Below are 19478 nucleotides of genomic sequence, written 5' to 3'. Positions count from 1 at the left end.
CGTCCCGACAGAGGAGCACAATGCCGATGACCGACCTGCTCGCCCTGGGCCGCGGGATTCTCGCCGCCCAGCCATTCAGCCAGCTGCTGGGAACCGAGATGACGGAGTATTCCGAGCGCGCCGTCGAGCTGAGGCTCGCGATCAGCGACAAGGTCCGTCAGCAGCACGGCTTCGTCCATGGTGGAGTGCTTGCTTACCTCGCCGACAACGCACTGACCTTCGCCGGCGGTGCAGCGATGGGTGGAGGGGTCCTCACGTCGGACATCAAGCTGAACTACATCCGCCCTGCGGTGGGCGAGCTCCTGATTGCCCGTGCGGCCGCCCTGGCTGCGGGCCGCACGCAGGGTGTCGTCCGCTGCGAGGTGTTCGCTGTGAACGAGGGTGTCGAGAAGCTGTGCGTGGCTGCGCAGGGCACGGTCGCCAAAGCCGGGAGCATCCCGGTCGAGATCCGAACCCAATCTGATGCCGGGGCGGCTGCATGAGCGATCTGGTCGTCTCGCAAACCAGCGGCCGGGTGACGGTGATCACGATCAACCGGCCTCATCGCCGCAATGCCGTCGATCTGCCCACCGCCGAGGCGCTGATCGCCGCGTTCGAGCGGTTCGATGCGGATACGGATGCCGACGTTGCGGTGTTTACCGGCGCGGGCGGCGCCTTTTGTGCCGGCGCGGATCTGCACGCGCTCTCGGCTGGCGAGAGCAAGCCGGTCGAGCCTGTCGGCAAGTTCGCGCCAATGGGGCCGACGCGGCTGAGACTATCCAAACCCGTGATCGCGGCGATCGAGGGACCTGCGGTCGCGGGCGGGATGGAGCTCGCGCTGTGGTGCGACCTGCGCATAGCGGGCCGATCGGCGACGATGGGCATTCTCAACCGGCGCTTCGGCGTCCCGCTCGTCGATCTCGGAACGATCCGGCTCCCTCGCATTGTTGGCCATGGCCGGGCGATGGAGCTGATCCTAACGGGTCGTTCGGTCGCGATAGATGAGGCTTTGGCGATTGGGCTGGTGAACGAGGAGGTCGATGACGGCCAGGCTCTCGCCCGCGCGACCGATCTCGCGCTCAGCCTCACCGGCTTTCCTCAGGCTGCGATGCGCAATGACCGCCTCTCGGCCATCGAGGCTTGGGATTTGGACGAGCCCGCCGCCATCGCCAAGGAGATCGCATACGGAAGGGCAACGATCGCTTCGGGCGAGACGCTCTCTGGCTCTACGCGCTTTGCCGAGGGCGCAGGTCGCCACGGACAATTCACTTGATCGACGAGTCCGCCAGGTCGGCGCCATTCATTCTCCAGGAGGTTCGCACATGACGATCATAACCGTCACCACACCCGAAGGCCGTCTTGATCAGAGCCAACGCGCACGCTTGGCTGAGACCCTGACCGATGCCGTTCTCGTTCCCGAAATCGGGCAGGAACTGCCCGCTGCGCGCATCGGCTTTCAGGTCCATTTTCGCGAGATCGCCCCGAGCCACATGGCAATTGCCGGCAGGCTCATCGCGGACGTCGAACCGCAGCCTGATGTCATGACCATCGATGTGCTCGTCATGGACGGCGACTGGCCGCGCCGGGTTCGCGCCGAGGTGATTGAACGGGTTCTGGGCGCTCTGACAGATGCCTGCGGAGTGGCGGCTCCCTCGCCGACCTGGTGGGTGGCATTTCGTGTGGTCGAGGAGGGCAGCTGGGGATCGCGCGGCGGAGTGCTCTCGGTCCTCGACCTTCTTGATACGGGTGCGTTCACACCCGAAAAGGCGGCGCGTATCCGCGCTCATATTGCAGCGACCGCGGAAGAGCAGTGATGCCTTCCAGGATGTCCCCAAACCCTGGATTGGCGGCCGACGCAACTGGACGCTCCCGTCCGAGAGCGTGTGTCCTTGGTGGATGGCACAAGCACCCGGACCCCGCCTGATCGGCACCATCCGGGTGCGATGGGTCGGCAAAATGTAGGACTTCCATCCTCCCGCGCATATGCAAACGCAGCCGTATGTTGATCTTGTTGGCCGGCGAACTCACTACTGCCGACATTGGTCAGCGGTGGAGATCGCTTGGGTGCTGGAGGCCCAGCCGCTCTCGGCGCGACGCTGCCCCGCGAGCCAGTGCTTGCCACGAAATGGTGTTCCGTTTCGCGGCAAGCTCCTTCGTCGATTACCAGACCCACCAGCCATCGTGCTCCTCGTCGCACTCCGCGATGCCAGCCTGACCGGCTGCGAGCACCTCGTCGAGGTTCTTGCGCTCCGGCTCCGGCAGCGTGTCGGTGACGTCGGTGATCTTGAAGGTGTGGACGTGATTGCTGTTCGGCAGCTGCGTGTTCACCATCAGCGTGAGTGCGGCGCCGACATTGGGAGCGATCGCGTAGATCGGCACGCCGCGGTAGTCCTGAGAGGCGAACAGCCGCAGCTTGTGGACGGGAGCGCTGTGCATCACCCAGCCGATGTCAGTGAAGCTGACGAGGCCCGCCGGCGCATTCTCAAGGAACTCGTCGAGCTCCTCGCCGCCACCCCACTCGGGAGTCAGCGTGTGATCGACCCTTTCGAGCCGGTAGAGCACGCCCTTGAGGTCGAGCGCCTGGATGTGATCATCGATAACCATCGCGGCGTGCTCGTCGGTTGCCGCGACGACGTGGCGGGTGCTGGTGCGGGATGCCTGTCGGATCTCGCAGTGGTAGAGTTTGAAGCGCATTGCGTTTTTCCTTGTGTGTGTTGGTGATGCACAAGTTCTACGAGCACCGAGGTTGGGTGTCGGGTGGGCAATGCGGTGGGCGCGGTGGGATCTTTCACTTCACCTCGAACGTCACCGACCCGCTCATCGCGTGCCCATCGGCGGCTGCGGCTTGCCAGCGGATGTCGTAGGTGCCCTTGGGCAGGGGCTTGGCCAGCGTGAGGGTCAGCGTCTTGCCGTCCGCCGACCAGCTCGGGGTGAAGTTGCGGATGGCCATTTCGCCGTGGTCCTTCATGCCCGGCATCGCCGTCATGATGATCGCCGCGCTCGCCGTGCCCTGATTGACCGGCATGCTGAAGGTCAAGGCGACAGCTTTGGGCGCCTTGGCTTCGGTCCCGGAGGCTGGGGTCGAGGCGGTAAGCTGGACGTGGGCCCAAGCCGCGCTCGGCGCGAGCACCGAGAGGGCGAGGGCAGCGAAGAGGGCGGAGATGCGCATGGGTGTGTGTCCTTCGTGTCGATCAGAACCAGAAACGGATGCCGGCGATGAGGCTGGTGGTGGACGGGTCCTCGCCCCGCAAACGCGCGAAGTCCGCGCTCGTGCCCGTTCGCCATGCCTGCTCTATGCCGACATAGGGCGCGAACTCGCGGGCGATCTCGTAGCGCAGCCGCGCGCCGATCTCGATCCGGTCAATCCCCGCGCCGATCCCCAGTTCGGGCACGCCCTGCGCGGCGAGGTTCGCTTCGATCCGCGGTTGGAGGATCAGGCGCTGGGTGATGCGCTGGTCGAGCTCGGCCTCGATCCGTGCGGTGAGATCGCCGCGATGGGAGAGGAACAGCGCAGCATCGACCTCGAAGCGGTAGGGCGCGAGGCCCTGGATGCCGATGAGGGCGTGGGTGGTGTCCGGCCCGGCAAAGTCCTGGCGCACGCCAGCCTGCACGTCCCAGAAGGGCGCGATCGCCTTGGCGTAGAGCGCCTGCACCTCGGCCTCCTCGGGCTTGGCGCCGAACGTGCCTTCGCCTTCGCTCTTGAACCACAGGCGCTGTGTGGGGCCGCCGTAGTAGCCCTGGATGTCCCAGAGATATGTGTTTCCGCCATCGCGGACCTGCGCCTCGACCCGGTCGCCCTGGAGCCAGAAGACCGGGAAGTCGCCATGCTCGCGCCGAAGTGCCTCGCGCGAGGCTGCCATCGCCTCGGCACCCCAGATCGCATCGGCGGCACGCGGAGGGCCGCTGCCCGCGGCAGCAGGCGGCGGGGTTTCCATCAGCGGGCCGGGTGACGGGTCCGGCATGGCCTTGTCCATCGTGTGCCCGTCGTGCGGATCGGCGGAAGGCGCAGGCATGTCATGCTCCGCGTGTGGGTCCCGCGCCGCCAGCGGCGTGGCCGCGACCAGCGCCAGGAGAGGTAGAGCGAGCTTCATGCGTCCGGCCCCATCACCGTCACGGTCTGCATCATCCCGCCGTGCATGTGATAGAGCAGATGGCAGTGAAACGCCCAGTCGCCCGGCTGGTTTGCGGTAAGATCGAATTGCGCGCTCGCACCGGGCTGGACGATGACGATGTTCTTGCGCGGCTGGTGGGCCGGATCCTCGCCGTTGACCAGCGTGAAGAACATGCCGTGCAGGTGGATGGGATGCGCCATCATGGTGTTGTTGACGAGCTTCACCCTCACCCTCTCGTTCCAGGCGAAGCGGATCGGCTTGTCGGAGACGGCGGAATACATCTCGCCGTCGAACGACCACATGTAGCGTTCCATGTTGCCGGTGAGGTGCAGCTCCAGCAGGCGCGAGGGCGTGCGGGTGTCGGCATTGGGCTCGAGCGCGGAGAGCATCCGGTAATTGAGCACGCGGTGCTCCACATCGCGCAACCCGAGACCCGGATCGCCCAGCTTGTCGACCGGGGCCATGGAGACCATGTCGATTCCGGGGCCGACCTTCACATCGGGCGGCAGCAGCAGGGTGTCGCGCATTGCCATGCCGTCCATGCTGTGCCCGGCTCCCGTTTCGCCGTGGTTCATGCCCATGTCGCCCATGTCGAGCAGGGGCGGCTTCCTTGGCGGCGGTATGGGCGCACGGGCGCCGTGACGGCTCGCCAGCGTGGCGAGCGCCATGCCGGAGCGGTCCATGCTCTCGGCGACGATGGTGTAGGCCTCGGCGGTGGGCGTGACGATCACGTCGTAGGTCTCGGCCGTGCCGATCTGGAACTCGTCCACCTCTACCGGCTTCACGTTCTGGCCGTCCGCCGCAATCAACGTCATGGCGAGGCCGGGGATGCGCAGGTTGAAGAAGGTCTGCGCCGCGCCGTTGATGATCCTCAGGCGCACCCGCTCGCCGGGGGTAAACAGATATTCCAGCCCCTCCTTAGGCCCGCGCCCGTTGGCGAGATAGGTGTAGGTCGAACCCGTCACGTCGGCGATGTCGGTCGCGGGCATGCGCATCTCGGCCCACATCCGGCGATCCTCGGCGGACAGGGGGTATTCGTCGGTCCAGCTGGTCTGCTGGTAGTTGAAGTATCCCTCTCCCTTGCGCAGCTTCTCCATGATCGTGTGCGGATGGAGCGGGGTGAACTCGCTCAGGAGCAGGACGTATTCGCGATCGTAAGCGTGCGGCTCGGCACCCGCCGGATCGATGATCAGCGGGCCGTAATGCCCCTGCTGTTCCTGAAGCCCCGAATGGCTGTGATACCAGTATGTCCCCGACTGACGGATCGGGAACTCGTAGCTGAAGGTCTGCCCCGGCTTGATGCCGGGGAAGCTGATCCCCGGCACCCCGTCCATGTGGAAGGGAAGGAGCAGCCCATGCCAGTGGATCGAGGTGTCTTCGTCCAGGTGATTGGTGACGTTGAGTCGAACGGTCTGCCCCTCTTTCAGGCGGATCAGCGGCCCCGGCACGGAGCCGTTGACGGCAATGCCGTGACCCTTGCGCCCTTGCACCATGCGCGGGCCATGGCCGACCGCGAGGTCGATCACCGTGCCGCCGACCTCGTCGAAGCCGACGCGGATCGGCGTGCCGCCTTTCATGGAGTGAAGCGAATGGCCTTGCGCCCAGGCGGGCATGGCGGCCAATCCGGTGGCCGCGCCAGCGCCCGCGAGGAGCCGGCGGCGTGTGAGACGGGACGTGATCATGGGGCCTATTCGCCGCGTGCCAGGGCTCTGGTTGCAGGTGCCGTCATCTCTTGGGGCGCAGGGCTGACGGCCGCGATGATCGGGCAGGGGCCGGGCTCGTCGCGCGCGCAGTCCTGCGCGAGGTTATGGAGTGCGGCCCGCATCGCCTGCAAGGTGGCGATGCGTTCGTCGATCGCGGCGATCCGGGTTTCGGCGAGTGCGCGGGCGGCAGGGCGATCGTTGGGATCGAGTGCCAGTAGCACGCCGATTTCCTCCAGCGTGAAGCCCGCCGTCTGTGCCGCGCGGATCGAGCGCAGCCGCTCCAGGTCTTCCTGCGAGTAACGCCGCGCGCCGGCGCCGCGCGGTGGTTCTGCAAGCAGGCCGCGCCGCTGATAGAAACGGATCGTCTCGACCGACACACCGCCTGCCTTTGCCAGATCGCCTATTTTCATCATGGCCCCTTGAAACCGTATCATACTACGGGACTTATATACGGGTCATCCGATCACTTTCAAGGAGCCATCGTGATGAACGACACACCCCGCACAGCCATCCTCCACCGCATGGTGATGCCCGAACACGTCTGTCCCTATGGTCTAAAGGCGCGCCATCTCTTGCGTTCGCGCGGCTACGCCGTCGAGGACCATCACCTCACCACGCGCGAGGAGACCGACCGCTTCAAGGCCGAACATGGCGTGGCGACCACGCCGCAGACCTTCATCGGCGGCGAGCGGATCGGCGGCTATGACGACCTGCGCCGCCATTTCGGCCTGAAGGTCTCCGACCCCGGCGAGACCAGCTACCGCCCGGTGATTGCGCTGTTCACGATGACCGCGCTGATGGCGATGGCTGCCGCTTTTGCAGCCGACGGAACGGCACTCAGTATCCGCGCCGCCGAGTGGTTCATCGCCTTCTCGATGTGCGTGCTGGCGCTGCTGAAGCTCCAGAACGTCGAGAAGTTCGCCACGATGTTTCTGAACTACGACCTGCTGGCCCGGCGCTGGGTGCCCTATGGCAGGATCTATCCTTTCGCCGAAGGGCTCGCCGGGGTGCTGATGGTTGCGGGGGTGCTGCACTGGATCTCGGTGCCCGTGGCGCTGTTCATCGGCACCGTCGGCGCGGCGAGCGTGTTCAAGGCCGTCTACATCGACCGCCGCACCTTGAAGTGCGCCTGCGTGGGCGGCGACAGCACCGTGCCGCTCGGCTTCGTCTCACTGACCGAGAACCTGATGATGATCGCGATGGCTCTGTGGATGATCCTGAAGCCTGCGATGTAGCGGCCTAGCAACCTGCGAGCTGCGCCGTCGCAGGGTTCAGGCACCCTGCTCACGCTGGGTCGCGAGGACTACCAGACGATCCACTTGTCCAGCTCCTCATCGTAATCGACGATGCCGATCTGCTCGCCCTCCAGCAGCCGCTTGATCTCCGGCGAGCGCTCGACCGCATTCGCGCTGGGAAATGCGTGCAGCGGGACGAAGTTGCTGGAGTCAACGAGGCAGAAAACATCGGGCGACCGAGGAACCGCAGAATACCGCCGATACTGCTGCTTGCCGATGGTGGGCGGAATTGTTCAATAGCGCAAGGTTCGATGTCTCGGTGCCCATGTTGCCCATCAAGTTCGTCGTCGCTTTCCAGGAAGCTTGACCCCAACCGCAGCAGCAAGAGGCTCTATCACCGCGTTGGCCTTGGTGATGTCGCCATCCCTTTCAGCTTGAACGAGCGCCTTTATGACGAGCGCCGCAGCTTGGAGGTTCGCTTGCGCTATGTGCTGACGGCGACGGGCTTCGGGTAGGTCCATGATGGCCCGCATCCGGGCTTTCGAGGTAAGCAAGGATTCGATCTTCGCCGCGCTCACATGGAGCAAGGCATTCTTCCGATAGCCTCGGCGCTTCATTTCCCGAGATACGGTATCGGGGGAGACACCGAGCTCCCTGGCGATCTGGGAAGCATGCTTCACCCCTAGCTCTAGTAGCTGTCCTTGGCGTTCCCATTCAGCATCGGGAACCGTGTTTTTCTTCGTCATGAGTCAATATCAACCTCAGTGGGGCTCCATGGTGACCATGGGTCCCGTGTTTCGTTCGTTCTCCATGCGGAGCCAATCTTCGTGGTTTCCATGATTTCGATAGTGAGTTGCTACCGGGCTTCGCCCGGTAGCAGACCGACGCTGCTTGACAGCAGCATCGGTCTTGATTGGTTGGTGTTGGAAGGAATGTCCGTGAATGGTCCCCTTCCCAGAGACGACGAAATCCCCCTGCGCTGCGAAAAGAGATAGATCGCGAGCGCAAGGGGGTCATTCGTTTGGGTTTTCCCGTCGAAGTGGTGAAGAGCGATGAGCTGAGCGTCAGCTGAGGGCGGTGGGACTCTTTACCGACCTATATGCTCCGAGACCCCGGCCTCTCGGCCAGTCCGGTTATCCAGCACATGCTGGAAGCACCCCGCTGAGCTTGCCTTCAACTCTCACGGGGCAGGGGGCGCGAACCCCCATCTTTGTGGTTTCCTTTTGCTCTCGCTGAGGAGAGCGGGGCTTTCACCAGCCGGTCGTAGCGGCTGATCTTCCCATCGCGTGCACTCGCCCGGCTCCGGTCTTCGTCCCGGCTACCGTTGTTCCGCAGGGCTGGCGGATCTTGCCGACCTCGCGATCGGCTGGAGATGGTGCGTCACTGTCGGACGCGGTCCCTTGTGCTATGACAACTCGTGGACGCAAAGCCAGTCTGTCGCGGGCCGATGACGGCTTGGCAGGAGTGTAACACAGTCGGTGCTGCCGATGCTAGGCTTATTTGTGTCCAGCAACACGCATTCATCGCGTCGAGATGGACTAGCTTTCGCCGCGAGCACAAAGCGCTTGGCGAACCGCCGCCAAATCGGCGGGGTTTAGGCCCTCGGATGTCACGGCAGGTCGCGCGTCGCGGATCGCTTCGACGGCAATCAACTCATGCACAGAGAGCCATCGCCGCCGCGGGTGGGGGTCGGCAGCGACTTCACGCATCACGGCGCGCTGTTCCGCGCTCAGCTCGCGAAGCGGCCTGCCCATGCTGACGGCCAGCTCATGGACAAGCCCCTCACTAACCGTCTCCCCCTGATCTTGTTCGATAAAGCGCCAATCTACGTCCGGGTGTCGCTGCTTCAGAACGGCCTTCAGAAACTCCTCGCGGTCGAGCTCCAGCACCATCGCGATTTCCTCGGCTCGGTCGATCGGGATCGGCACCCGGCCCGAGGCCATGTGGCTTAGGACCACCGACTGCTTGTAATTGAGCATCTCGGCGATCTTGCGGGCGCTCAGCCTGCGTTCGCGTGAAGCCCGCTCAATCCCACCGGCGAGCATCCGCGCGGCATCGCTGTCTGCCAGCCCAGGGTTGATGTCGCGCGTCATGCCGCATGCATATCATCACGCATGCATGCCTGCAACCTATTGACTTCATGCAAAGTGCGTGTATATCGACACAAATGTCGAAACCCGCTCTTCCTGGCGCTTGTGCCTACCCGTCCTCACCGTCCGTCCAGCGTGCGATCCGCAGCTGCACGAGGGCGGGCATCGCCATCGGGGCCGTCGAGATGCGTCCTGACGGGACCATCAGGATAGTGACGCAAGGGGCGATTACAACCGACCCTGCGAATGATTTCGACCGGCTTGATGCGCTTGGCGTGCTGTGATCAAGGGGCTGCACTATGTGCGGAAGAAGACCAAGGCGGGCGATGTTTGGCACGTCTACGCTTGGCGCGGTGGTCCTTCAATCGCCCGCCGCGAAGGTGGAAGGAAGCCGGTTCTCACCGCTGCCGAGTTGAAGCTGGCGATCTCCGCGATCGAGCAGGCGAAAGCCCCCGAGCAGACCTCCTTGAGCTCGCTGATCCGTGACTGGGAGCAGAGCCCCGAGTGGAAGGCACTGGGCGAGGGCACCAAGAAGACATGGGGGTCGCAGATCAAGAAGATCACCGACAAATGGGGAACGACGCCCCTTACGGTGTGGAATGACCCCCGCATGAAGGCGCGGGTGGTTAGCTGGCGCGATAGCCAGGCGGCCGCTCCGCGCGGGGCCGATCTCGGCGTGATGGTCCTGCGCGAGCTGCTCAAGTTCGGTCTGCTGCGGGGCAGGGTGCTCACCAACGTCGCGGTGGGCATCCCGACACTCTACCGCGGCGGCAAGCGTGCCGAGATCGTCTGGACCGAAGAAGACATCCAGCGCTTTACCGCGGAGGCGATGAAGACGGAGGCGATCCACATCGTGGACGGGCTTCGGCTGTGCGCCCTCACTGGGCTGCGCCGCGAGGATCTCGTGACCGTCACGCAAGATGACGTTTATGACCATGCCATCGTCAAGCGCGCTCTGAAGGTCAGCAAGGGCAAACGTCGGACGGCGACGATGCCCCGTATTCCTGAACTCGATGCACTGCTCGCCGAACTTGCGACCCGGAAGCGCAAAGAAGGTGTGCGCACTCTCCTCGTCAACAGCCACGGCAAGTCTTGGTCGGGTGATGGCTTCGGCGGGTCGTTCAACCGGATCAGGGATGCAGGCGACATCGTCTATGTCGATCCCGATACCGGCGAGCGACGCAAGAAGCATCTCCACGATGTCAGGGGCACCTTCGCAACCCGCCTGATCCTGGCCGGCTTGAACGACGCAGAAGTCGCTGAGGTGATGGGCTGGTCGGTCGAGCAGGTGTCGGGAATCCGTCGAACCTATGTTGACCAATCGCGTGTCGTCGTGGCAATGGGCGAGCGCATCTCGCAGGGCGGTGTAAACCGACCTGTAAACCGCGAAGAGGCTACGAGAAATTAGGGAGCCTTTTCATTGCGATGCGGGTGTAGCTCAATGGTAGAGCAGAAGCTTCCCAAGCTTACGACGAGGGTTCGATTCCCTTCACCCGCTCCACGCCCTGCGGTCGTTACGCGGGTTCCGGTTCCGTCGACCTCGCTGCGCTCGGCCAGCTCCGCGCTGCGCGCTCCGCTTCCGCCCGCTCCACGCCCTGCGCGTCTCCTTCAACAGCCCAGCTGATCGGCGAGGTCGAGGAAGCTCGTCGCGCGCCATTCCCAGGCCTGTTCGTGATGCGCGTCGGGGGCGGGGGCGCCGCCGTATTCGTCGGGGCGGTCGACATAGGCGCACATCAGCCCCGCCGCCCGCGCGCCGGCGAGGTCGCCGTGGTGGGCGGCGACGAGGCACAGCTCGCTGGCCTCGATCTGGAGCAGCTCGGCGGTGCGCCGGTAGGCGCGCGGGTCGGGCTTGTAGACCCTGCTCACCTCCGCGCCGAGGATCGCGTCCCACGCCAACCCCGCGGCCCTCGCCATGTTCAAGATGAGCGCGACATTGCCGTTCGACAGGGTGACGACGGGAAAGCGCGCCTTCAGCCGCGCGAGGCCCTCCACCGCGTCGGGCCAGGGGTCGAGGCGGTGCCAGGCGCGGGTCCACTCGGCGAGCAGGGCCTCGTCGCACCCCGCCGGGTCGACGCCCCAGTCGCGAAGCGCGGTCTCGAGCATCTCGCGGTGGAGCACGTCGAGCGGCACGAAGTCCCGGCCCGATCTGCGGAAACCCACCATCGCCGCGATATACTGCGCCCGCCACGCGTCGGCGAAGGCGGCGGGGTCGCGGTTCGCCAGCCCCACCTCGGCGAGGAAGCCTGCGGATTCGCGCGCGATGCTGGTGCGCCAGTCGACGACCGTGCCGAACACGTCGAAGGCGAGCGCCCGCGGCAGCGTCATTCCGCGATCCGCTTCGTCTTGGCGATCGCGGCGGCCTTTACGTCCTTCGGGTGGAACGGCAGACGGTTCCAGCGCTTGGCGGCATATTCGCGGGTCTGGTCGGCGTAGTGCGGCGAGGCCGGGTCGGTCGATTGCGAGTAGCTGAGGATCGCGTCGGCGACCGGGCCCTTCGCGTCGAAGCCGACCGCCTGGATGTAGCTCGTCCCGTGGCGCGGGGCGAGGCCGGCGGGGGCGGGGGTCGATTCCATCACGTTGAGCACCCCGGCGCCGCCCGGGCCGCCGTGGACGGGGATCGCCGCGTTGCCCGCCATGAAGCGCTGCACCTCGCCCCACGGCGCGTCGAGCGCGATGCCGGCCGTGTCGAGCTCGCCCACCGCCTCGCCGAGCGCGAGGAGGAGCTTGTCGCCCAGCTTGTCCACGGCGAGGGTCCGCGGGGTGTTCACCGGGTCGGCGGCGTCGAAGGGCACCGCCCACAGGCCAGGCAGGCGCGCGACCCTCGGCCAGAAGGCGCGGAACAGCGCCGCGCCGCGGCTGGTGGTCTCGAAGCGGCGGTCCCATCCGGCGAGCGCGGTGCATCCGCGCGTCACCGCGTCCGTCTTCGCCTCCCCGGCAGCGCACAGCGCGAGGATCGGCCCCGTCGCCATGTCGGCGGCGAGGCTCCTGTTGGCGAAGGCCAGCGCCTCGGCCCGCGGATGGTCGAGCTTGCCGCCCGCGAGCGCCGCCGGGGTCTCGAGGAAGTTCGAGCGGGTGCGCAGGGACAGCGCCTGGCCCCACTTGCCGAGCACCGGCGAGAGGCGCGGGTGGGGGAAGGCGGGGTTGCTGATCCAGTAGCTGTCGTTCGAATTGGTGAGCCAGCTCTTCGTCACGGTCGCGGCCTGGTCGCTCGCCGGCATCAGGCCGGGGGCGGGGGTGCCGGGGGCGACGTCCCAGTCGCAGGCGGACCTCGAACCGTCGAGCAGCACGGCGAACTCGGCGAACAGCCCCGCAATCGGGGTGGCGCAGGTCTTCGCCTTCTCGGCCGAGACATTGGGCACCGCGGTGACGTCGGCATGGAGCGCGTCGCCGAAGCGGTCGGCGGCGATGGTGTTGACCCAGGGTATGCCGAGCGTCTCGCTGACGGCGGCCTTGATCTCGCCGACGTTCTTCGCCGCGCCGATGCGGATCCAGGCCTCGATCCCGCGCTGGTTGCCGCGGTTGGCATCCTTGAGGGTGAAGGCGCTCTGCGCGCTCCAGGTGATGCCGCGCGCCGGCACCACGAAGACCGGGCCGAAGCGGGTGGTGTAGAGCGTGCGGGTCACCGGCGCCTCGCCCTCGGGCATCGGGACGGTGACGGTGACCGGGGTCATCGCCTCGCTCTCGCCGTCGACCATGTAGCGGGTCGGGTCGGCGGGATCGAGCGCGAGCTGGAACAGGGTGAAGTGCCGCGCCTCGGTGACGGTGTGGGTCCAGGCGACGTCCTTGTTGAAGCCGAGCGTCGGGATCGGCGTGCCGGCGATGCCGACGCCCATGACGTCGTAGCCCTCGGGGCCGGTGACGTGGAGCTGCCAGAAGCGGGCCGGACCCTTCCACGGGAAGTGCGGGTTGCCGATCACCATGCCCCGCCCGTTGGCGGTGGTCTCGCCGCCGAAGGCCCAGCCGTTGCTGCCGACGCCGAGCTCCTGCGTGTCGGGGAGGTCCATTGCCACCTTGGGCGCCGGGCTGCCCGGGGGCGCGGCGTTGGCGATGGGGGCCGCGAGATTGAGCGAGCTTGCGAGCAGCATCTGCTTCTCGTTGAGGCGCAGCAGGTCGTCGGCGGTGATCGCGCGCACCCAGGGCTTGCCGCGGCACGCGGCGGGGATGCCCTCAGGCCCTGCGTCCTTGAGGAAGCGGTTGTAGCCCGCGACATAGCCCTCGACGAGCTGCTGCATCCGCGGGGTCTGCTGCGCGGCGCCCGCGCGCAGCGCGGCGACGTCGATCATCGCGCGGAAGAAGACGTCGGAGGAGAGGTTGTCGACCGTGTCGAAGCCGAGCGTCGCGGTGCCCTCTGGCCCCCAGAACCGCGAGCGCTCGCCCGCCACCGTGGCGAATTCCTCGGCGAGCATGCACAGGTTGTCCTCGGCATAGGCATAGGCGACCCCGTAGCCGACGCCGCGCCAGTCCTTCGCGGCGATGTGCGGGATGCCGAAAGTGGTGCGGGTGATGCTCGCCGCGAAGCGCGGGGCGGCCAGGGTCCCCGTCGTGGATGCGAGCGCGAGCGCGGCGATGGCCGCGGCGCGTGCCGGAATGCGCATGGTCTTCCCTCTCCGATGCGCCCCTTCGCGGGCGCTTGGGCTCAGGTCTAGGAGCGCGCGGGACAAATGAAAAGGGCGCTCCGCCGCGTGGCGGAGCGCCCTTTCGCTTGTGCCGGTCAGGGCCTCAGAACGAGGCGGTCACCGAGAACACCACGGTCGCATCCGAGATCGAATCCCCGGCAAGCGTGGCGAAGTTCGGGCGAAGGAGGTTCGCCTCGGCTTCCGAGATGTCGGTATCGACATAGGCGGCCGACAGCGTCAGGTGCTCGATCGGCACGACGTCGACGCCCAGCGACCAGTCGAAGTAGGTGCCGGTCGGCGCGACGCTGGTGCCGTTCGGGCCGAGGCCGGGGTTGCCGTCCGAGTAACCGATGTGGGCCTTGAGCGTGACCGGCGCGCCTTCGATCGCATAGGTCGCGTCGCCGGCGAGATAGAGGTTGTCCTCCTTGTCGCCCGGATCGACCGTGGGGCCGACGGGGTCCCAGTTGCCGAGCGCTTCCTGCTTGGGCGCGTAGGCGACCGTGGCGGTCAGGCCGATCGGGCCGACGGTGCCCGAGAGCTTGGCGTAAAGCTCGGCAAAGTCGGTCTCCGAGGCGCCGTTCGGGTACATGTACCAGGTGAGGCCGGTGTCGAGCGTGCCCTCGCCGACCGGTAGCTTGAAGCCGGCGATGAGGTCGAGCTCCATGTTGGCGCCGCCGAAGGTGCCCCAGCCGGCGAGGTTCGAACCCCAGGTGCCGACGTAGAAGCCGCTCGAGTGCGAGATGGTGAAGCCGCCCTGCACCGCCATGCCCTCGTCGCTCTGCGAGACACCGCGGAAACGGTAGTCGGAGACAAGGCTGGCCGAGCCCGAGACGGTGATCGCAGGGGTTTCTTCTTCCTGCCCGGTGGCGGTCTTGAGGTCGACCGGCGCGATCGCCGGCGTCAGCGCGGCGCGCGTCACGTTCGCGGGAGCCGCGGCGGTTTCGTCAGCGGTGGCGGGTGCGGCGATCGCCGTATCGTCGACCGGGCCGGCGGCGGTGGCGGCGTCGGTCTCGGCGGCGAAGGCGGGCGAGGCGAGGCAGCAGGCGAGTGCGGCAGCCGAGATGGCCGGGGCGAAACGGATAGTCATAAGGAACGCTCCATGAAGAGGTTTGGATCGTTCCACCTGCGTCTGCGGCGCGCGGGATGTTCTATCCGAAGAATCGGGTTCCCGTCACGTCCGTCATGGCCCTGACACACTTTGCCGCGCCGCACAAATCTTTTGCGCGAAGGGAGGTGCTCGTTCCATTTATTGCGTTGCCAAATTGCACCACACGCATTTGTGTCATCTTGACGCGGTCAGGAGCGGCGCAGGCTCTCCATGTCGATCACGAAGCGGTACTTGACGTCGCTCGCCTCCATCCGCGCGTAGGCGGCCTCGATGTCCTGCATCGCGATCACCTCGATATCGGGGAGGATGCCCTTCTCGGCGCAGAAATCGAGCATCTCCTGCGTCTCGGCGAGCCCGCCGATCCCGCTGCCGGTGAGCACCTTGCGCCCCAGCAGCACCCCGGTGTGGAGTTCGGGCAGCATGTCGATCATCCCGACCAGCACCTGCACTCCGTCGATGCGCAGGAGGTGGAGATAGGGGGTGACGTCGTGACGCACGGGAATCGTGTTGAGCACGAGGTCGAAGTAGCCGCGCTTGCCTCGCATCGCCTCCTTGTCTGTGGTGTTCAGGAAGGCGTGAGCCCCCAGCGCCTCGGCATCGGCGCGCTTGCTTTCCGAGCGGCTGAGCACGGTCACCTCGGCGCCCATCGCCGCGGCGAGCTTGACGCCCATGTGCCCGAGGCCGCCGAGTCCCGCGACCGCGACCTTGCTTCCCGGTCCCACCTTCCAGGTACGCAGCGGCGAGTAGGAGGTGATGCCTGCGCACAGCAGCGGCGCGGCCTCGGGGCTAGGCATGCCTTCGGGCACCTTGAGCACGAATTCCTCGCGCGCCACGATCCGCTCCGAATAGCCGCCGAAGGTGAGCGAGCCGTCGCGGCGGTCCTTGCCGTTGTAGGTCCCGGTGTTGCCGCCATTGAGGCAATATTGCTCGAGATCGGCCTCGCAATGGCGGCACTCCATGCAGGAATCGACCATGCAGCCGATCGCCACCCGGTCGCCGACCTTGTGGCGCGTGACGCTTGTCCCGACGGCGCTGACGATGCCGACGATCTCGTGGCCGGGGACGATCGGGTAGGTGGTGAACCCCCAGTCGTTGCGCGCCGAGTGGAGGTCGGAGTGGCAGATGCCGCAGTGTGTGATCTCGATCAGCACGTCGTCGTCGCGAAGGCCGCGCCGGGTGATCTGCATCGGGCCGACGCCGGAGTCGGGCGCGGTCGCACCATAGGCCTTGGTGGGGTATTCGTTGGTTGCGGTGGCCATCATTCTGCTCCTTACTTCGGCGGCATCCGGATCGCGCCGTCGAGCCGGAACTGGTGGCCGTTGATGTAGCTGTTGCGCGCGATCTCGAGCACGAGGCTGGCGAATTCCTCGGGCTCGCCGAGGCGCTTGGGGAAGGGGACGCTGGCATTGAGCTGCGCCCACATCGGCGGATTGCGGTCCTTCATCCCGAGCATCAGCGGGGTGGCGAAGATCCCCGGCATCACCGAATTCACCCGGATGCCGAGGTCCATGAGGTCGCGCGCCATCGGCAGGACGAGACCGTTCACCCCGGCCTTGCAGCTGCCGTAGATCACCTGCCCGATCTGCCCGTCCTGCGCGGCGACGCTGGCGGTGAGGATGATGCAGCCGCGTTCGCCGTCCTCGTTCACCGGCTCGGCGTTGGCCATCCCCAGCGCCGAGATCGACGCGACGCGGTAACTCGCGACGAGGATGCCCTCGGCGCCGAAGGCGTAGTCCTCGGTGGAGAGGCGCTTGTAGGCCCCCGCCTCCTTGTCCCATCCCAGCGTCTTGCCGCGGCGGGAGGCCATCGCGCAGTGGAGCGTCACGCGCTCCTGCCCGTGCGCGGCGCGGGCGGCGGCGAAGCCTGCCTCGACGGAGGCCTCGTCCATGATGTCGACGTGGTGGAAGGTCCCGCCGATGTCGCGCGCGTGGGCCTCGCCCGCCTCGCCGTTGATGTCGAAGATCGCGACCTTCATGCCCGCGGCCGCGAAGGCCGCCGCGCTCGCCTTGCCGAGCCCGCTCGCCCCGCCGGTGACCACCGCCGCCATGCCGCTTTCGAGTTTCATGCGAATTGCTCTCCCTGTTCGCTTTTGGCGGCAGGCTAGGCGCATCGCGCGCGGCTTGCTAGCTGTCGAATTGGCGGAAAACCGCAGGCTGGCTGTCGCCTTTCTGTCATGCGCCGTGCCTAACCGGCCGCAACTCAAACAAGGGGGCTCCTTGCTCATGATTCGACCCTCCCGCGGCCTCGTGCTCGCCGCGCTCGCGCTGACCGCCGCCTGCGCTACCACGCCGCCGATCACCGGCGATCCGGCCGTGACCGTCACCGCTATCGCCGAGACCCCGCCGGTCGGAACCGCGCGCGAGGATGCCGCCGACGACCCGGCCTTCTGGCGCAATCCCGCGAACCCGGCGGCGAGCCTCGTCGTCGGCACCGACAAGAAGGGCGGGCTCTATGTCTATGACCTGACGGGCGCGCAGAAGAGCTTCCTTGCCGCGCCCGGTCTGAACAATGTCGACCTCATCGAGCTGCCGGACGGCCGCGTGCTGGTGGTGGCCAGCGACCGCAGCGACCTTGCCAACGTGCAGCTGTTCCTGGCGACGCTCGACACCGCGACCGGAAGGCTCGCGCCCGCGGGCAAGATCCTCGTCGGCCCGGGCGAGGGCTACGGCATCTGCATGGTCAACCCCGCCGGCGCCGGCGGCATCGTCGCCTTCAGCGCGCCCAAGGCGGGGACGATCTACAAGACGATCATCACCGAGGCGGGCGGGCGCTTCACCGGCACCACAACGGTGCTCGCGCAGGTCCCGACCCAGGTCGAGGGCTGCATCGCCGACCCGCGCACCGGCACGCTCTACATCGGCGAGGAGGACTTCGGCATCTGGGCGATCGACATGACCTCCGGCGCCAAGCGCAAGGTGGCGAGCGTCGACAACAAGGTGCTCGTCGCCGACGTCGAGGGCCTCGCGATCGCGCCTGAGGGGACGGACGGGGGCTATCTCGTCGCCTCCTCGCAAGGCGACAATGCCTATGCCGTGTTCCGCCTGCCCGACATGACCCCGGTGGGCCGCTTCCGCATCGCCGCCGGCACCTTCGGCAGCGTCGAGGAGACCGACGGGATCGAGCTCGACAACCGCGATTTCGGTCCCGATTTCGCGGGCGGGCTGTTCGCGGCGCAGGACGGGATGAACGCGCCCAAGGCGCAGAATTTCAAGTTCGTGCGCTGGCAGGACGTCCTTGCCGCGCTCGGCGAGCGGAAGTAACGGCGCGGCCATGACCCTGCCCCGCATCGCCCCCGACCGCCGCCGCTTCCTCGGCGCCACCGCCACCGCCTTCGCCGGGCTCGCCGCGAGCGGGTGCATGAGCGGCGCAGGGAGCGAGAGCCTCGCCCGCGCGCCGGTCAAGGCGAGCGGCTTTTCGGGCTACGGCGCGCTGGTCCCCGACCCGGCGGGCTTCCTCGACCTGCCTGAGGGCTTCTCCTACCGCGTCCTCTCGCGGCTCGGGGACCGGATGGACGACGGCGGCACCGTGCCCGACCGGGCCGACGGGATGGGCTGCTTCGACCTCGGCAATGGCGAGATCGCGCTGGTGCGCAACCACGAGCTTCAGCCGCAGCACGACGCAGGCGGGAGCATCGCCAAGGGCTACGGGAGGAAGGACGGCGTATTCGTCCCCGGCGGCACCACCACGCTCGTGCTCGATGCCGAGAGCCTCGCAGTGAAGCGCCAGTTCCGCAGCCTCGGCGGCACGATCCGCAACTGCTCGGGCGGGATCACGCCCTGGGGCAGCTGGCTGACCTGCGAGGAGGCGCCGACCGGCCCCGGCCAGCCGCGCGGCGAGGGGCTGGAGCAGGACCACGGCTGGGTCTTCGAGGTCCCCGCGAGCGCGCCGGGGCTGGTCGATGCGGTGCCCCTCAAGGCGCTCGGCCGCTTCAACCACGAGGCCGCCTGCGTCGATCCCGCCACCGGCATCGTCTACCAGACCGAGGACCGCGACGATTCGGTGCTCTACCGCTTCGTCCCCAGGGTGCCGGGCCGCCTTGCCGAGGGCGGGCGCCTGCAGGCGATGGTGATCGAGGGCCTCGCCGACACCCGCAACTGGGACACAGCCGCAATGCCCGTCGGCAGGCCCTACCGGGTCAGCTGGGTCGATTGCGATGAGGTCGAGGCCCCGAAGGACGACCTGCGCCAGCGCGCCGCCGCCAAGGGCGCGGCGCTGGTCGCGCGCGGCGAGGGGATCCACATGGGCGAGAACGCGGTGTTCGTCTGCTCGACCAGCGGCGGGGCGAAGCAGCTCGGCCAGATCCTCAAGCTCACCCCCGGCCTCGCGGGCAAGCCCGACATGGTCGAGCTGTTCTTCGAGAGCGAGAGCACCGCGCAGTTCAACTACGGCGACAACCTCACCGTCGCGCCGAACGGCCACCTGATCGTCTGCGAGGACCAGTACACCGCGGTCCAGGAGAACCACATCCGCGGCATCACGCCGGACGGGCGGGCTTACACGCTCGCGCTCCTCAAGGCCCAGACCGAGCTTGCCGGCGGGTGCTTCTCGCCCGACGGCAAGTGGCTGTTCGTCAACGTCTACGGGCCGACCGCGACGCTGGCGATCACCGGTCCCTGGACGGCCTGACGCCTGGCG

The 19478-nt window shown here is 67.1% G+C and carries 20 protein-coding genes and 1 tRNA gene; 9 read left to right on the top strand and 12 right to left on the bottom strand.

Annotated features, from left to right (window positions below; genetic code table 11):
* Positions 1–26: 26 nt before the first annotated feature.
* The 3 genes from ACLBKU_RS02750 to ACLBKU_RS02740 are packed head-to-tail and all read left to right on the top strand — an operon-like array spanning position 27 to position 1793.
* The gene (locus ACLBKU_RS02750; protein ID WP_410178004.1) at positions 27–482 is read left to right on the top strand and encodes a PaaI family thioesterase; all 456 of its coding nucleotides are present in this window, start codon (positions 27–29) and stop codon (positions 480–482) included.
* The gene (locus ACLBKU_RS02745; RefSeq protein WP_410178003.1) at positions 479–1252 is read left to right on the top strand and encodes a crotonase/enoyl-CoA hydratase family protein; all 774 of its coding nucleotides are present in this window, start codon (positions 479–481) and stop codon (positions 1250–1252) included. Before ACLBKU_RS02750 ends, ACLBKU_RS02745 begins: the two co-directional genes overlap by 4 nt.
* 49 nt (positions 1253–1301) lie before the next feature.
* Positions 1302–1793 carry a tautomerase family protein gene (locus ACLBKU_RS02740; protein ID WP_410178002.1) on the top strand — a complete coding sequence of 164 codons (492 nt, stop codon included), beginning with the start codon at positions 1302–1304 and terminating at the stop codon, positions 1791–1793.
* Between the two features lie 346 nt (positions 1794–2139).
* Here ACLBKU_RS02740 and ACLBKU_RS02735 read toward each other — a convergent pair whose 3' ends face one another.
* The 5 genes from ACLBKU_RS02735 to ACLBKU_RS02715 all read right to left on the bottom strand — a co-directional run bounded on the left by ACLBKU_RS02735 (position 2140) and on the right by ACLBKU_RS02715 (position 6207).
* On the bottom strand, positions 2140–2673 hold the full coding sequence (locus ACLBKU_RS02735; RefSeq protein ID WP_410178001.1) for a hypothetical protein: 534 nt from the start codon (positions 2671–2673) through the stop codon (positions 2140–2142).
* Between the two features lie 94 nt (positions 2674–2767).
* Positions 2768–3148, bottom strand: coding sequence for a copper resistance protein CopC (locus ACLBKU_RS02730; protein WP_410178000.1), 381 nt, complete (start codon positions 3146–3148; stop codon positions 2768–2770).
* Positions 3149–3170: 22 nt separating this feature from the next.
* Complete coding sequence (locus tag ACLBKU_RS02725; RefSeq protein WP_410177999.1) at positions 3171–3992, bottom strand: copper resistance protein B; 822 nt, start codon at positions 3990–3992, stop codon at positions 3171–3173.
* Positions 3993–4066: 74 nt separating this feature from the next.
* Complete coding sequence (locus ACLBKU_RS02720) at positions 4067–5773, bottom strand: copper resistance system multicopper oxidase (RefSeq protein ID WP_410177998.1); 1707 nt, start codon at positions 5771–5773, stop codon at positions 4067–4069.
* A 5-nt stretch (positions 5774–5778) separates the two neighbouring features.
* Positions 5779–6207 (bottom strand): MerR family transcriptional regulator, encoded by a 429-nt coding sequence (locus tag ACLBKU_RS02715; RefSeq protein ID WP_410177997.1) that lies wholly within the window; start codon positions 6205–6207, stop codon positions 5779–5781.
* Positions 6208–6279: 72 nt separating this feature from the next.
* Between ACLBKU_RS02715 and ACLBKU_RS02710 the strand changes: the two genes are divergently transcribed.
* Positions 6280–7029 (top strand): MauE/DoxX family redox-associated membrane protein, encoded by a 750-nt coding sequence (locus ACLBKU_RS02710; RefSeq protein WP_410177996.1) that lies wholly within the window; start codon positions 6280–6282, stop codon positions 7027–7029.
* 335 nt (positions 7030–7364) lie between these two features.
* Here the strand turns inward: ACLBKU_RS02710 and ACLBKU_RS02705 are convergent, their stop codons facing one another.
* Positions 7365–7775 carry a hypothetical protein gene (locus ACLBKU_RS02705; RefSeq protein ID WP_410177995.1) on the bottom strand — a complete coding sequence of 137 codons (411 nt, stop codon included), beginning with the start codon at positions 7773–7775 and terminating at the stop codon, positions 7365–7367.
* A 792-nt stretch (positions 7776–8567) separates the two neighbouring features.
* A complete protein-coding gene (locus ACLBKU_RS02700; protein ID WP_410177994.1) occupies positions 8568–9122 on the bottom strand; it encodes a hypothetical protein in 555 nt (184 codons plus the stop codon).
* A gap of 5 nt (positions 9123–9127) precedes the next feature.
* Here ACLBKU_RS02700 and ACLBKU_RS02695 point away from each other — a divergent pair, with 5 nt between their 5' ends.
* The 3 genes from ACLBKU_RS02695 (at position 9128) to ACLBKU_RS02685 (ending at position 10620) form a co-directional block, all read left to right on the top strand.
* Positions 9128–9403, top strand: coding sequence for a hypothetical protein (locus ACLBKU_RS02695; protein ID WP_410177993.1), 276 nt, complete (start codon positions 9128–9130; stop codon positions 9401–9403).
* Positions 9400–10527: a tyrosine-type recombinase/integrase gene (locus ACLBKU_RS02690; protein WP_410177992.1), complete on the top strand. Its 1128-nt coding sequence runs from the start codon at positions 9400–9402 to the stop codon at positions 10525–10527. Before ACLBKU_RS02695 ends, ACLBKU_RS02690 begins: the two co-directional genes overlap by 4 nt.
* Positions 10528–10546: 19 nt before the next feature.
* Positions 10547–10620 (top strand) — tRNA-Gly (locus ACLBKU_RS02685).
* Between the two features lie 107 nt (positions 10621–10727).
* Here the strand turns inward: ACLBKU_RS02685 and ACLBKU_RS02680 are convergent.
* From ACLBKU_RS02680 to ACLBKU_RS02660, 5 genes are all read right to left on the bottom strand, one after another.
* Positions 10728–11444 (bottom strand): haloacid dehalogenase type II, encoded by a 717-nt coding sequence (locus ACLBKU_RS02680; protein WP_410177991.1) that lies wholly within the window; start codon positions 11442–11444, stop codon positions 10728–10730.
* On the bottom strand, positions 11441–13714 hold the full coding sequence (locus ACLBKU_RS02675) for a penicillin acylase family protein (RefSeq protein WP_410177990.1): 2274 nt from the start codon (positions 13712–13714) through the stop codon (positions 11441–11443). The genes ACLBKU_RS02680 and ACLBKU_RS02675 overlap by 4 nt, the downstream gene beginning before the upstream one ends.
* Before the next feature lie 124 nt (positions 13715–13838).
* Complete coding sequence (locus tag ACLBKU_RS02670) at positions 13839–14822, bottom strand: TorF family putative porin (RefSeq protein ID WP_410177989.1); 984 nt, start codon at positions 14820–14822, stop codon at positions 13839–13841.
* 209 nt (positions 14823–15031) lie between these two features.
* A complete protein-coding gene (locus tag ACLBKU_RS02665) occupies positions 15032–16102 on the bottom strand; it encodes an NAD(P)-dependent alcohol dehydrogenase (protein WP_410178985.1) in 1071 nt (356 codons plus the stop codon).
* A gap of 11 nt (positions 16103–16113) precedes the next feature.
* Complete coding sequence (locus ACLBKU_RS02660; protein ID WP_410177988.1) at positions 16114–16908, bottom strand: SDR family oxidoreductase; 795 nt, start codon at positions 16906–16908, stop codon at positions 16114–16116.
* Between the two features lie 157 nt (positions 16909–17065).
* Here ACLBKU_RS02660 and ACLBKU_RS02655 point away from each other — a divergent pair, with 157 nt between their 5' ends.
* Positions 17066–18103: a phytase gene (locus tag ACLBKU_RS02655; protein WP_410177987.1), complete on the top strand. Its 1038-nt coding sequence runs from the start codon at positions 17066–17068 to the stop codon at positions 18101–18103.
* Positions 18104–18113: 10 nt separating this feature from the next.
* Positions 18114–19469, top strand: coding sequence for an alkaline phosphatase PhoX (locus tag ACLBKU_RS02650; protein WP_410177986.1), 1356 nt, complete (start codon positions 18114–18116; stop codon positions 19467–19469).
* Positions 19470–19478 lie beyond the last annotated feature (9 nt).

The sequence above is a fragment of the Erythrobacter sp. NE805 genome, assembly GCF_046452355.1.
Lineage (GTDB): Bacteria > Pseudomonadota > Alphaproteobacteria > Sphingomonadales > Sphingomonadaceae > Erythrobacter.
The sequence above is the reverse complement of the archived record's forward strand: the minus strand, read 5'-3'. Positions and strand labels throughout refer to the sequence as shown.